15 protein-coding genes and 1 pseudogene are annotated in these 13,458 nt (G+C 52.6%); 5 read left to right on the top strand and 11 right to left on the bottom strand.

What is annotated here, in order from left to right:
• Positions 1 to 297: 297 nt before the first annotated feature.
• Positions 298 to 1,587, bottom strand: coding sequence for a hypothetical protein (locus AC30D7_RS26100; protein ID WP_490135991.1), 1,290 nt, complete (start codon positions 1,585 to 1,587; stop codon positions 298 to 300).
• Between the two features lie 611 nt (positions 1,588 to 2,198).
• Between AC30D7_RS26100 and AC30D7_RS26095 the strand changes: the two genes are divergently transcribed.
• The 4 genes and pseudogenes from AC30D7_RS26095 to AC30D7_RS26080 all read left to right on the top strand — a co-directional run.
• Positions 2,199 to 2,933 carry a hypothetical protein gene (locus AC30D7_RS26095; protein ID WP_490135990.1) on the top strand — a complete coding sequence of 245 codons (735 nt, stop codon included), beginning with the start codon at positions 2,199 to 2,201 and terminating at the stop codon, positions 2,931 to 2,933.
• 20 nt (positions 2,934 to 2,953) lie between these two features.
• The gene (locus tag AC30D7_RS26090; RefSeq protein WP_490135989.1) at positions 2,954 to 3,958 is read left to right on the top strand and encodes a hypothetical protein; all 1,005 of its coding nucleotides are present in this window, start codon (positions 2,954 to 2,956) and stop codon (positions 3,956 to 3,958) included.
• Positions 3,959 to 3,979: 21 nt separating this feature from the next.
• A complete protein-coding gene (locus AC30D7_RS26085; RefSeq protein WP_490135988.1) occupies positions 3,980 to 4,819 on the top strand; it encodes a hypothetical protein in 840 nt (279 codons plus the stop codon).
• 61 nt (positions 4,820 to 4,880) lie between these two features.
• Positions 4,881 to 5,019 (top strand): annotated as a pseudogene (locus AC30D7_RS26080) (IS30 family transposase); the annotation flags it as partial.
• 108 nt (positions 5,020 to 5,127) lie between these two features.
• Here the strand turns inward: AC30D7_RS26080 and AC30D7_RS26075 are convergent.
• The 6 genes from AC30D7_RS26075 to AC30D7_RS26050 form a co-directional block, all read right to left on the bottom strand.
• On the bottom strand, positions 5,128 to 5,343 hold the full coding sequence (locus tag AC30D7_RS26075; RefSeq protein WP_490135987.1) for a hypothetical protein: 216 nt from the start codon (positions 5,341 to 5,343) through the stop codon (positions 5,128 to 5,130).
• A 448-nt stretch (positions 5,344 to 5,791) separates the two neighbouring features.
• Positions 5,792 to 6,250: a hemerythrin domain-containing protein gene (locus AC30D7_RS26070; protein ID WP_138867190.1), complete on the bottom strand. Its 459-nt coding sequence runs from the start codon at positions 6,248 to 6,250 to the stop codon at positions 5,792 to 5,794.
• Positions 6,251 to 6,655: 405 nt separating this feature from the next.
• On the bottom strand, positions 6,656 to 6,943 hold the full coding sequence (locus AC30D7_RS26065; protein ID WP_018928133.1) for a hypothetical protein: 288 nt from the start codon (positions 6,941 to 6,943) through the stop codon (positions 6,656 to 6,658).
• Complete coding sequence (locus AC30D7_RS26060) at positions 6,940 to 7,650, bottom strand: peptidoglycan recognition protein family protein (protein WP_490135986.1); 711 nt, start codon at positions 7,648 to 7,650, stop codon at positions 6,940 to 6,942. Before AC30D7_RS26060 ends, AC30D7_RS26065 begins: the two co-directional genes overlap by 4 nt.
• 6 nt (positions 7,651 to 7,656) lie before the next feature.
• Positions 7,657 to 8,190 (bottom strand): PAAR domain-containing protein, encoded by a 534-nt coding sequence (locus tag AC30D7_RS26055; protein WP_490135985.1) that lies wholly within the window; start codon positions 8,188 to 8,190, stop codon positions 7,657 to 7,659.
• 109 nt (positions 8,191 to 8,299) lie between these two features.
• Positions 8,300 to 8,662 (bottom strand): DUF6124 family protein, encoded by a 363-nt coding sequence (locus tag AC30D7_RS26050; RefSeq protein ID WP_490135984.1) that lies wholly within the window; start codon positions 8,660 to 8,662, stop codon positions 8,300 to 8,302.
• A 491-nt stretch (positions 8,663 to 9,153) separates the two neighbouring features.
• Here AC30D7_RS26050 and AC30D7_RS26045 point away from each other — a divergent pair, with 491 nt between their 5' ends.
• Positions 9,154 to 9,351: a hypothetical protein gene (locus tag AC30D7_RS26045; RefSeq protein ID WP_490135983.1), complete on the top strand. Its 198-nt coding sequence runs from the start codon at positions 9,154 to 9,156 to the stop codon at positions 9,349 to 9,351.
• Positions 9,352 to 9,514: 163 nt separating this feature from the next.
• Here the strand turns inward: AC30D7_RS26045 and AC30D7_RS26040 are convergent, their stop codons facing one another.
• From AC30D7_RS26040 to AC30D7_RS26025, 4 genes are all read right to left on the bottom strand, one after another.
• Positions 9,515 to 10,306 (bottom strand): transporter substrate-binding domain-containing protein, encoded by a 792-nt coding sequence (locus AC30D7_RS26040; RefSeq protein WP_490135982.1) that lies wholly within the window; start codon positions 10,304 to 10,306, stop codon positions 9,515 to 9,517.
• 81 nt (positions 10,307 to 10,387) lie between these two features.
• A complete protein-coding gene (locus tag AC30D7_RS26035; RefSeq protein WP_490136032.1) occupies positions 10,388 to 12,469 on the bottom strand; it encodes a copper-transporting P-type ATPase in 2,082 nt (693 codons plus the stop codon).
• 90 nt (positions 12,470 to 12,559) lie between these two features.
• Positions 12,560 to 12,766 carry a DUF2933 domain-containing protein gene (locus AC30D7_RS26030; RefSeq protein WP_477814024.1) on the bottom strand — a complete coding sequence of 69 codons (207 nt, stop codon included), beginning with the start codon at positions 12,764 to 12,766 and terminating at the stop codon, positions 12,560 to 12,562.
• 86 nt (positions 12,767 to 12,852) lie between these two features.
• A complete protein-coding gene (locus AC30D7_RS26025; protein WP_490135981.1) occupies positions 12,853 to 13,257 on the bottom strand; it encodes a hypothetical protein in 405 nt (134 codons plus the stop codon).
• Positions 13,258 to 13,458 lie beyond the last annotated feature (201 nt).

Here is a 13,458-nt window from a genome sequence, read left to right as displayed (position 1 = left end):
TAGGGCAGCACACGGGCCGCAGTAGGCCGCTAAAGGCTTCCAAGACTCGTTTGGTTTCCCGGTTTTACTGGCCTATACCGGTATGCGCGAATGCAGGAAGGGTTCGAATCCCTATCCACACTTCACTCCCTAGGCCGCGCCCCGAACCGTTTTCGACCTAATAGCGGACATCAATCGCTCGGAAAGCCGATTGTGTCCTTTGAGGTATGAAGCGGGAGCAAGCCCTCAAGCGGCGATGCCTAAGCTACCCAAGGCATCCACGCAGCATGTAAGCGCAGCGTAAGCAGGCCGGCGCGATTACTCGCCCGCCACTGTCTGTGCAGGTGCAGGTTTCACCTTTGAGAGAGTGATGGCGCCAACAGCTTTGCCCGCGAGCTCCTTCACTTGCTCAGTAAAGCCAGGAACGGCTTTAATTGCTTGCTTCACTATGTCCGACGAAGCAAGCTCATGCCAAGGGCTACCGTGGGTATCAGTTTCCACAAGACGGAGGGGAAGCTCATCAAGACGCGTGAGCGCAGATGTAAGCAGTTTCGCTTCCATATCTTTGTCAAACCTAGCGGCCTCCCGACGAAACCCCTCATACGCGCGTGAAATTGATGCCTTGAAGGCATAGTCTTCGGCTAGCCTGAACCTTTGTCCTATCTGCTTCGTAGCCAGCCACGAGAACCAGACAGGCGCGCCAACCGACAGTAGCGACAAAAACAAATTCAAGGCGACTACCGATGTCGATAAGTTTGGAACTTTGAAAAGTTCTGAAAGCGTATGAAGCTGGTTGGAACCGAAGTAGCTTCCAGCGACAAGTGCACCAGCAAGTCCAGCAACCCAGAACCACATTGACTTGGACAGAGCAGTAGAGCGCTCACTGAATGCGGCGGCCAGGCCAACGCTAGTCGCTGCTGAGTAGGCTGTTTCGCAGCGTTGTAGTACGGCTTCTGCGTCGTTTGCACTCTTGTTCAGCTGACTATCGAACTGGTCTGCTTGGTCTCGAAGCGCCTGGATGCGACCTTGGTCTTTTGTGGCGTCTTGAAACAGATCATTGATCTTTTGTTGTGCCTCTGACAGTAACTCCAAATCTGCCGGGAGCTGGTCAGCTGCGTTGTAGGCCTGTTCGATCCGCTCAACCATTGAGGTAAGGGATGCCGTGCGCGGCTCCAATCCGTTGACTCGTGCTTGCATCCCTCGTAGCTGAGTATTCAGTTTACGAAGTGCTGCCAGCGCCTCCGCGCGGTCATCGGTTTTCAAGGCTGACTCAAGGGTCTTGCGCAGCCCCGCAAGCGTGAACATGTACGCTGGAACGGCAGAGCCTGCATTGCCCCACATTTGCGGAATAGTCAGCTGCTGCAGATGAACTAGGCGCCGCTCATAGTCTTTGATCCGAGCTTCGGAGCTTCCGAGCACCTCGACCTCGTTTTCGTCAATCATATCGATAATCGATTGCGCCTCCTCAACGAGCTCCGCCCTGGTAAGCCCAGGGAAGGAATAGTTGCCGTGTGCGGTCCCGAACGGCTCATCGTTCGGGACCTGTGACTTCAGACTTGCGATCACTTTGTCTAGCTGGTCCGCAATAGCTATCAGTGCTTCGTGCATTCCATTTCCCCTATGTCAATCTGCTAGTAGGTGGGAAGCATCAGAAAAACTCAATACCTTGAGATCGAAATTCGGGAGTGCAGCGCATCGCGATAATGCTCGTGATTGCCATCATGGTGGTTAGGACTGGGATATCAGTGGTGAATGGGGCAAAAATGGGGCAAACCGTACGCCAATCCATGCCATTCAATGCCCTTTATGCAAGCAGGCAGAAACGGGCGTTACAGCCAGAAAGTACGGGCCTCTAGCGCCAAAGCCGCCACATACCCCAGCACAATTGGCGTATGGTCAGTTGGTGAAGTTGTGATCGGGCTACTTTCGGCCAAAAACAGCTATTCACTATCTACGAAACCAGGGGTAATTCAATTATCGTCTGGACCCTATAGCTATTATGGATAACGAACAAACAATCGACCTTCAACCCATGTCCACTTAAAAGTAGTGATCACGTTATGTGTGTATTTTTTTTCTTTTCGGGCTTGCGCTAGATTTAAATGGTGCTATACCAAGTAAAAGCAATCTGCCATCAAATGCACCAGTAGATTTTTGGCGTACATGCCATAGACAAATACCTAATGGAAGTAAGGTAAATCCATAATAGGGATAATTGTATGCGACTGTTATCATTTGTCAGTCAGTCTTCTAAAGAAGAATATGTGTCAAGTGCTTTTCTGGCTGTAAGGTTGGCGGTAATAATGTCTGTTGGGTTTGTGTTAGCCGCTTGCTCCCATTACACCCCATATACTGTAAGAAATCAATTGTACACCGCATCACTCGAACCGCCTCCGGTGGTCTTGAATACGCCAGTATATTCATCGTCTGAGATGTCCATATATAAGGACGCGAACTTAAAGGTTTATTATGTAGTCCCGGCATTTTTTGGAGTCGTACCATTGAGCGGGAATGTAGCCGAGGCACTATCGTTAGAACGTGCAGATGGAAAACATATGATATTGATTGGAGTGGCCAGCGCTACATCTGATGTTTTTAAAGAGGCGGAAAGGGCGCTTGCCAGTGAAGGGTATGCCCAATCAGAAATTAAATACTATCCTATCACCCAAGCAGCTATTCGACCTTTAACGGAAGCTCTCGATCCGGCGTCCATAACTACATCGCTAGTATATGGCAATAGGCCGGCCCAATCCCCATTTGAAGTCTTAGTAGTGTTCCAAGTAAGTGGGATGGATACAATAAAGTCGATTAAGTCAATGCTATCAATGAATAGTGGTATAGCTTTCGAGCTAACATACCCGATCCGCTCAGTAACCGACTCGTACATCACTCAAAAGCCCATTTCCACCCAGGTCAATATAAGAAATATTGACATTACAAGCCTTACAAAATAATCAAGCGTAGGTGAATTGCGATGACTATAATGATATATGACTCTGTGGCTGCCACAAATTTCATAACCGTGTACAGGGACTCAGATGATGCAAAGCTATTTTATTACGCCCCAAAGTTCGCTGAGATTTCGAAGCGCCAAAATGGTGATTTGAACTTTGGTGCAAGATTATTCGCCAAGAACAAAAATGACCCTAATGACGGCTTTGCAGTTTACAACTTTGGAGTAACGGCAGTTACACCAACGGCGGATTTTACTCAGGTATTAAATGCACTGAATGCCAATTATGGCCCAGGAGTAAAGCTTGCAGTCATATCACCTGACGCTCAACAGCCCTCATTATTTACGCTTACAGAAGGGATTTATCGAAGTATCAAGTGCCAATCTAAAGGAGTGAATCTGTATACAGACTTGGCCTGCTCCTTCACCATCGATGAGTCAATGGAACCAGATATGTCTCAGTATTTCCAAAATACAGGAGCCGGTTGGTCTGGAGTGATTAACTTCTCAGTTCGTACGAAGAAAACCGATTTTTCTTGGTCAATAACCGCAAACTGGCGTAGGGTTCAAGAGCATTTTCGAACTCAAGCAAGCGTTAAGCATTGGTTCGTAAGTTCTAATATTTCTTACGAAACACAAAAACTTATACAGTCCGATGTACTACATATCGATATGACTGGCGGTACGCCTTCGCAGAGAGAAAAAATTTACACATTCGCCGAAAAAGTCGCAACACGTTTGTTCGTGCCATCGCTACAAGAAAATCCGATGCCAGATCACCCTACTGGCTCAGTGTTCTGCTATAGCCTTAACTACTCTAAAATAGAAGAAGATAAAATTTCTATTTTGTCGGGTAATGAGCGGGATTACGAAGTTAAAGACCTTGGAATAGCAGTGTACGTGGGGAATATTGACAAAAAATATTTCAGCGGATATGACGGTGTCGCTTTGACTTATGATATGGATAATCAGTCCGATTTTCACGATTATATCGATCCGTCCACAGGTAAAAGCATTAAACATTAAATACTGACTTGGAGAATTAAAATGCCGAGACCAGTCATAAATTGGCCGATAACTTCTACGACTACGACATTATTCGCAGACCTAGACGATCCAAGCTTACTTCACTTTGGGCCGATCGCCACGTGGGGCACACTTAACTCACGAACCATTGGAGGTAAAGCCACAATTTTGCAAGGAGAAATCGATCTGCAAATTAGCGCGGCAGAACTTGCAAAGTTACAAGGAGACTTTCCAGGCAAACTATTCGCACCGTTAGTCGCGCAGGATATCTCAGAAAACCTGTCGGTTACTGTCGAAACAAGTTACCAGCACAACATAACTATCACATTGATTCACTCGATTCCATTTCCTAAGATTTCCTTTAATGCAACAATATTTTCTCTTGATCCACAGCATGCCAGCCTTATATCAGAAATATCTCAAAGGTGGCGCGACAAAAATTTAATATCTGGCGAGCTAGTACTTACATATGCAATGGTGAAATGCAATTGTTCAGCACAGATACAAATTGACACTTCATTAGCGATCCAAGAAATAACCAAGTCGATGAGCAATCGTATCTGGAGCCAAATCAGCCTATTTGGCGGCATAGCAAAAGCAATTGATAGTAATAGTGCTGCGTGGATTGTAAATCGATCTCCAGTTCAAGGGCAAATCAGCAAATTTGGCGAGATAAAAGATTATGTTGGACAACAACTATTCATAGCCTTAGCTCGCGAAGCAGGAGATGTAATTGTATTTGACAATGGAGAGAGGGTAAAAGAATATGAGTTAATTGATAAAAGCTTTTTGCTGCAAACCCTATCGTGGCGGATTACGAATTCCGAGATAGTCCTGAATGAAATGATATTTTTCAAATAGATCTTGTAAAAACTACATTACGGCAGAGCATGGCAATTACGAACCAAGGGTCGCACCGTATGGGTTGTTGAGACAGTATTTCTCGAAGGACTGATCTTGCGGAACACTCGCAAGCCATGCTCAACGAAGTGGCAAGGCAGCTAAACAGCCGTCCTCGGAAAACACTAACCTACGAAACGCCCGCTGAACGATTTAGCTAATCTGTTGCGTCTTGAATCCACAGCCGATAGCTGCCCTTGAGGTGAACCGGGCTGGTTCACCGAATTCACCTCGACAGGAATGTCGGCAGGGCTTTGGCGTGTAATCGATTAACCGATGTCCAATTTCTTCAATCGAGCCAGGCCTTGTTTGATATGGCCGGCGTTTTCACCCATGGTCCACAGTGCGCCACGGACATTTCCGCCCACTTCCTGCGCCCCTTGCTCCTCAACCAGCAGGGTCAGCTCCATAAGGGCCGCCTGCAGAGCCTGCTGGTTTTCGTACAGCCTTTCCAGTACATCCGACAGTGAATAATCACTAGGCATGGCGTCGACTCCCTTCAAGAAAAATACAAGCATAGTACCGGCAGAGCCAATGTCAGGCAGTTATTACAGCTTGCTTGGAAATTGCTACAAAGCGAAGAGGTTGCGGCGGGTTAGCCAGTCTGGCTGGGGCGTTGGGGGATTGCTAGACCCAATCCATCATCGGGGCGACGGAGAAGCGGCGAGAGAGCGGAGCGGGTGTGGCAGTGATTGGGGGCATTGGCGTTTCTGGAATGGGTGAGGCTGGGAGGTGGGGAGTTTATCAGGATTGGGCTTGCGGGGCTCAGGTGAGTCTAGCGGAGGTAGTTGAGCGGGAGGGATTGAGCGACTTGCAACAAAGAGCCATCGATATACGGACACCCTGTAAGTTAATACGTGGTGTTCGCGTCATTACTTAGCGAGGTCAGTACTAAGTAGTAGCTAATTTTTTAACGTATGCGGCGAGCTCCAATTAATGCCATTGATGCTTGATTTCCTGCCACTGGTCGTCTGACAGCCACTTATCTGCCGCCGGAAAGAAAATATTTTCCTCAGCGTCCATATGATCGTAATATTTTTTGATGAAGTCATCGATAGTGTCAGCAATTACTCTCGTTTCGTGAGTTGTATCCTTCAGCATCTTCAACTGTCCAGCAATGCGCCCAAATGCCTGATGATCTCGCTCGATATCCTTGACCCGTTGGTGGATCGGCGCCTCAGTCTCTAGCAAGGCCAGCCGAATAAGTTCTTCATTTTCATGGTGGTGTCGCTCTGCATCACCATGCAAGGCTTCCAGCATCGTGAACAACAGCTTGCAGTCATCAGTTCCATCGGGTTCATGTCTGATTTTCCTCAGCAACTCTTTGATCTGAGTAATTTTCATAGACACTTCGTGATGATAGGTCAGAAGCTCTTTCAACAAAACGTTCATGTCAAATCCTCATCGCGATACCAGTAGTTCGCAAGGGTATCTACATATTTAAATTTCAATAATTTCAATATCTTATTAAGCGTGCTCATTAGCACTATTTAATCTTTTTAGTATAGGTGAGCGCAAAGCCCTCGCGGCAGTAAATTTGCCGCCCTTGGAAAAAATTGAAATATCAAGTGTATGTTATATGCACTATTGATCTGCCGGATGTCCTCCAGCGAAAAAGGAAGGAAAAGCAGCGCCAAAATCGACAACCGCTAGGTGGAAAATCAATTCCGGAGAAAAGCAGAAAGGGGAGGGGTTGAGCGTCTTAGTACGAGTAAATAAATCCGTCCCTCAGGGGCGGATTTATTTTGCGTATGAAATAGATCTGTCCAATTTTTACCATCCAAAAGATGGTTTATCTTACCTTTTTTTGCATTCCTCAAGCTCGTTTTGGTTTTTCAATGTCGTAGTCACACCTAACCGATATTTACAGTACTGGATGACCAACTGTCGCTCCGTGTCACTTAGCTCACTCAATTTTTTGTCATCTGATTCGTACGCGAAAATATTTTCAAACTTAATCTGGAATGTCGGGTATTTCTTGATGAAAAATACTTTTTCCGGGTAGGCGTCTTCCATCCTTTCGTAAAAGCCGATGTAGAGGAAGGCGACGAGTATGGTCGGAACAATGATAAGTAGAAATTTCATGATGCGGGTGGTCGTAACAGTTTGGTTTTAATTCGAAGGTTTCTCACCAGCTCCATCCCAATGTTGCCGGGACAAATCTTTCCTTCCCCGGCTTGCATGGGAAATTCCCGGTGTCCACCCAAAGTCGTCACCCTGAAAACGCTGGTCAGGGCTTGAATTAAGTTCAGTAGGGTGTCGATTTGTATGGCTGGGATTTTCTGGTCCATATTGCCGTTGATGGCTTCAAGAGCCTGACGGGCAAGGGCAACCACATCGCCACCTTCATCGGCGGTTGTCAAATTTTCTAGCAAAACGATGCCAATTACGCCCGTGTTGTAATTATGTACGCTTGAGCCTTTGAACCGGATGTCGCGTCCTTCGAATACTTTACCCATACAATCGATGCCGTAGTGATAACCGATGTCATCGAACTTGGCCTGGTGCTCGCTCTGAATCGCACGCATCTGTCCTGCGCCGGCACCACAGCCGACACTTCTACCGGCATGGTGAAGTGCGATCATCGAGTAGTCCCAGTCATCGACCATTTCGCCTTTTGCTTTATGCGCTCCCCAAGATGATCGTTCTATAAACTCACCATTTTTGCGGACGAGTCTGAGGATCGCTTCTCTGGTAGCAGCTCTATCGTTGACGTTGATGGTAGTGGGCGCCGCTGGTTCTTTGGGTTTGACTTCGGTTGCTTTTGCTTCAGTCGTAAATTGTTCAGCCATGTTTGATCAATCCGTGAGTTCGCTAAGCGTCCGAGCAGGAGAGATAAAGTAAATGCTCACAGAAATAGTGGCATCTTTGATGGGGGTTTTGACGTGCGCGATTCCTGCGCTATCGGTAATGCCAATGATCTTTTCACCGTTAACGGTGGCAGTGAAACTTCTTCCGGCTAAAGGTTGACCGGTTTCGCTATCGACGATGCTGAAGCTGTGTCCGTAGGTTTTTTGCAGTAAAAGCGGAAGTGGGGGCATGAACGGTGCTGGTGTATGCGAATCACCGATGATCACAGTGCCTGACCCACCAATCACGACGTCGCCATGGGCGCCGACAGTGCCGACCAGTGCAGCGTTCTTGCCATTGATGAAGACCGTTGCTGCTACGCTCGAGACTAGAGCGCTGCCACAGGTGCAGGCATCGCCTTTGGTCGCGGCTGCAAGACCGTCGAAGAACACGTTGGGAGAGCCAGAGGCGATGGCTTTTGGGCCGTGCCCAGGCATGGGACAACTGGTGGGGTCGGTGATACGTGCGGCGGGCTTTGCCATGTTTGACTTCCTGTCAACGAATTTACCGGGGGCGACTGTATCAGAGTTGCTTTGAAAGGTGGCTGAGGCGCGAGGAGCTCACGCTCCCCGCGCCGATGTACAACATTAATTACTCAGACGGCTCGACCTTATCCAACGCCTGATTCACCGCCAGCTCCCCCAACATGACCACCTGCGCAATACCCAGCAGGGTTTTGCGGTGTGTCCCCTCCAGCAGCGCAGCAAAATCATTGAGCATAACCGTGGCCGAGCCCAATGACTCGCAGGCGTTGGCCAGCAGGGATTCGGTGTTGTACTTCGGGTTGGCTAGGAACATGCGCTCGGGCTCGTTGGCCGTGGCCATGATTTGAGCAGCCGGTTTGAGGTAGTGGTCGAGGGCGCGTTCGACGGCTTCGTGGAGTTTTTTTGAGTCGAGTGATTCGTAAGGGGATGTCGGGTCTGTGACCGGCGGGTTGGGTGTGGCCTTGAACATGGTGAAACTCCTGATTATTCATTAGGAGCTACCAGCATCACTTGCAGATGATGGGTGGCAGCTATGCGCGGGTCTGCAAGACCGGGAAACCAGGAACCCGGCAGACCCGAAGGTCTCCCGCACAAAGCCGCCATTGAGCGGACACAAACGAGTGTCCTACGGTAGGGCTATGCGACTGGTATTCCGGCGGGCTTGCAGACCCGATCACTGATGAGCAGTGACGGGAATCAAGTTACCGGCGGGAGCGCCAGGCGCACAGCCGGCGGATTCTGGCGCAGTCGTAGGCAACGACGCAAGGCGTTGTAGCCTTGGTGAGGTAACGGTGAGTGTCTTTAAACGCTTATCTAAACAGGTGGGTCGCTTCAGAGAAACAAGGATGCTGAACCAACGCTGTCACTCAGCAATGTTTCATCAAGTTCGGTGTTCTTGCGGCATAGGATGACCACCTAAACTCGGTGTAGCCACGCCTCAATCCCACAGGAAACAAAAAAATGTTCTCGAACCTCTTCAAAGCCATGCTGATCACCGGTGCTTTGCTCTTGAGCGCCTGTTCGGGTGTGAGCACCAGTTCCTGCTTTTCAGAAGGCTGCCAACAATTCGACGGCCATAACCCCAACAAGGTGAACTTTGGTGGGAGCGCCATCGGCAACAGCTTTAATGAGTACAGCTCGGGCTTGCTGCACGACTAAGGAATGACGCAACGGCTTGGGTGTTTTCGCCGTTGCGTGATTTGCCTGATGAACCGCATGTTCTGACTTTACGACTGCTGCGCAGCCGAACGCAGCCTCGCAGGCTCGACAGCTGCTACGGTCGAACGCAGGCTGCGCCAGCTGCTATGTATGGACTAACGGGCTATTTAGCCTCTGGCACCGCGATCCACTGACCCAGAATTTTCTGGTAATTCCCTGTCACCTTGGCCAGGTGCAGCCACTGATCGACATACATCTTCCAGCTGATGTCATCTCGCGGCAGCAGATATGCCTTCTCCCCATACTGCATGTATTGCGTCGGGTTGACCGCGCACAACCCCGGTTTGAGTTTCTGCTGATACAGCGCTTCCGAGGCGTCGGTAATCATCACGTCAGCCTTCTTGTCCAGCAGTTGCTGGAAGATGGTCACGTTGTCGTGCAGCTGCAATTGCGCCTTGGGCAGGAAGGCGTGGACGAAGGCTTCGTTGGTGCCGCCGGCCGGTTCGACCAGGCGAACCGAAGGCTGGTTGATTTGTTCGAGGGTCTGGTATTTCGCCTGATCTTCGCAGCGCACCAGCGGGATTTTGCCGTCGACATCCAGGGTGGTGCTGAAGAAGGCTTTTTTCTGGCGTTCCAGGGTGACGGAGATGCCGCCGACGCCGATGTCGCATTTGCCCGCGAGCATGTCGGGCATCAGGGTTTTCCAGGTGGTCTGGACCCACTCGACCTTCGCGCCCAGGCTCTCGGCCAGCGAGCGGGCCATGGCGATGTCGATGCCCGAGTATTCGCCGTCTTCCCCTTTGAAGGTATAGGGTTTGTAGTCGCCTGTGGTGCAAACGCGCAGTTGGCCTTGTTGCAGGACGGTGTCCAGGTGCGAAGGGCTTTGCTCTGCCTGAGCGCCGCAGGATAGCGCCAGCAGGCCACTGAGCAGCAATGTGCTTTTTATGGTTTTCATGGTTATCGGGCTTTTGTGATGGAGTGGGGGGCAAGGCTGGACCAGTGTAGTGAAACCGCTTCCTGGCTGTCAGCAATGTGCTCAGTCAATCACGGCCCGGCGCAGGCGCAAGGCATTGAACACCACTGAGGCAGAGCTCACGCTCATGGCCAGTGCCGCTATCAGCGGGGACAGCAGATGCCCGGTCAACGGGTAGAACAACCCGGCGGCGAGGGGGATGCCCATGGCGTTGTAGGCCAGGGCAAAGGCAAGGTTCTGGTGCATGTTGCGCACGGTTGCCACCGACAGGTTGCGGGCATGCAGAATGCCGAGCAGGTCGCCCTTGACCAGGGTGACTTGAGCGCTGTTCATGGCGACATCGGTGCCAGTGCCCATGGCGATACCGACGTCGGCACGGGCCAGGGCCGGGGCGTCGTTGATGCCGTCGCCGGCCATTGCCACTCGGTGCCCGCGTTCCTGCATTCCGGCGGCCAGGCGTTCCTTGTCCTGTGGCTTGACCTCGCCGTGGACTTCTTCGATACCCAGTTGGCGGGCGACGGCACGGGCAGTGGTGAGGCCGTCTCCGGTCGCCATGATCACCCGCACGCCATCGGCCTGCAGGCGCTCGACAGCAAGTCGGGTGGTGGGTTTGATCGGATCGGCGACGGCGAGCAACCCCGCGAGCACGCCATCCACGGCCAGGTACATGATGCTGGTTCCGTCGCTGCGCAGTTGCTCGGCTTGAGGTTGCAAGGCTTCCAGGACGATGCCGGCTTCTGCCATCAGGGCGGTGTTGCCCAGTTGGACACGGTGCCCGTCGACCTGGCCGCGCACGCCGATCCCTGACGCCGACTCAAACGTCTGCGCTGTGCTCAGCACCAAGCCATTGGCGCGTGCACGTTCGACGATGGCATGGGCCAACGGATGCTCACTGCCCTGGTCGAGGCTGGCGGCCAGGCGCAGCACCTCGTCAGCACTGTAGCCAGGCGCAGGTTCGACGCTGTGAAACGCCGGGCGGCCTTCGGTGAGGGTGCCGGTCTTGTCCACGATCAGGGTGTCGATCTTGCGCAGGTTTTCGATCGCCGCTGCATCCCGAAAGAGCACGCCGCTGCTGGCCGCCTTGCCGGTGGCGACCATCACCGACATCGGTGTGGCCAGGCCGAGGGCACACGGGCAGGCGATGATCAGCACCGCCACTGCATTGATGAGGCCGAACACCCAACTCGGTTGCGGCCCCCACAACCCCCAGCCGACAAAAGCCAGGACGGCAATGGTGATCACCACCATGACGAAGTAGCCAGCAATCACGTCCGCCAGGCGTTGCATCGGTGCTTTGGAGCGTTGTGCCTGGACCACCATCTGCACAATTTGCGCAAGCACGGTGGCTGAGCCCACCTTCTGCGCCTGCATCACCAGGCTGCCGTGGGTATTGAGGGTGGCGCCGATCAGCCCGTCACCAGGGCGTTTCATCACGGGGACCGGCTCGCCTGTGAGCATGGACTCGTCCACCGCGCTTTCGCCCTGCAACACCACACCATCGACTGGGACCTTCTCGCCGGGGCGCACGCGCAAGGTGTCGCCGCTGTGCACATGGCTCAGTGCAATGTCTGTTTCGCTGCCGTCGGTGTTGATCCGGCGCGCAGTCTTGGGCGCCAGGCCGAGCAGTGATTTGATCGCGGCCGAGGTTTGCGAGCGCGCCTTGAGTTCCAGCATCTGTCCGAGCAGCGTCAGGGAAATAATGACCGCCGCTGCTTCGTAGTACACGCCAACCCGGCCGTCCATCATGAAGGTGGCTGGAAACAGGCCGGGTGTCAGGGTGGCGGCAAGGCTATAGAGGAAGGCAGCCGCGGTGCCGAGGCCGATCAGCGTCCACATGTTGGGGCTGCGCTGGATGACCGAACGGGCGCCGCGCACATAGAACGGCCAGCCGGCCCAAAGCACGACGGGCGTGGCGAGCACCAGTTCGACCAGGTTCTGTGTGGCGCCGTGAAACAGGCTCAAGCCATGGCTGCCCATCGCCAGCGCGGTCACCGCCAGGGTCAGGGGAAGGGTCCACCAGAATCGCCGGGAAAAGTCCGCGAGCTCAGGGTTATCCGATTCCTCCAGTTCGGGCAACACCGGCTCAAGGGGCATGCCGCACTTGGGGCATGTCCCCGGACCGCGCTGGCGGATCTCCGGGTGCATGGGGCAGGTGTACTCTCTATCGCTCGTCGGCTCCGCTGCCTGCTGCGCCAAAGCAGGTGATTTGAGGTGATCGAGATGGCGGTGCATGGGTCAGTGTCTGCCGCCGTGGTGATGCCCGAACAGGTGCATCAGCGGGCACAGCAACAGAATCAGATAGGGCAGAAGCGGGTAGATATGGCCGTAATGCTCGCGGGCCAGGTAGAACAGTCCGATCACCAGCAGCATGCCCAGCGCGATGCCGGGTTTGCTGCGCCAGAACGAGGGGGCTGGAGGTGTCGAGGGGTTTGAGTGGTTCATGTGACTCGCTCCATTTTTGACGAAAATGTTGCGGGGTGTCGTCCGGCCAATGCCAATCGTTAGCGACGGGTGCTATGGCGCAATGCTTATTGGCCCATCGGCATCTTCATCATCCTGGATTGCTGATCCATCATTTTCATCATCATGTCCATCATCGCTGTATCCGAGCTGCCCTTGCCACCGGACATGCCCATGCCCATCCCCATACCTCTGCAATTGTCGTGCAGCATGCCGAGACTTGTTCTCATCGTAGTCATGGCTTCCTGCATGGCTGCCCGGCGTTCGGCCGGGGTTTTGGCGGCGATCATTTTGTCGTGGGCCGCCTGCATTTTCTTCATCTGTTCGCTCATGGCCTTGTCTTGCATGGGCGTGGCTTGGGTTGCGTCATCGGTGGGAGCGGCGGGCGCTGTTTCGGGGTATTCGGCAGCCAGCGTCAGCAATGGGCTGCTGATGACCAGTGCGGCCAGGAGGGACTTGATGTAGATGTGCATGGCGATCTCCACAGTGATAACGCGGATCGGCAGCGTCGGATGGCTGCGGACCAGGATATGTTGTGTTCCCGTTAGAGGGAGTGATCTTGAACTTACGCCACGGTCGCAGAGCGTTGTTGATCCATATCAAACGACGCCCACAGAGATTTGTTGCGCTGCCAGGGTGACATTCCAATGGCTGATACGTGTCAGGCAAGGCCC

The organism is Pseudomonas sp. DF5, assembly GCF_058148225.1.
The sequence above is the reverse complement of the archived record's forward strand: the minus strand, read 5'-3'. Positions and strand labels throughout refer to the sequence as shown.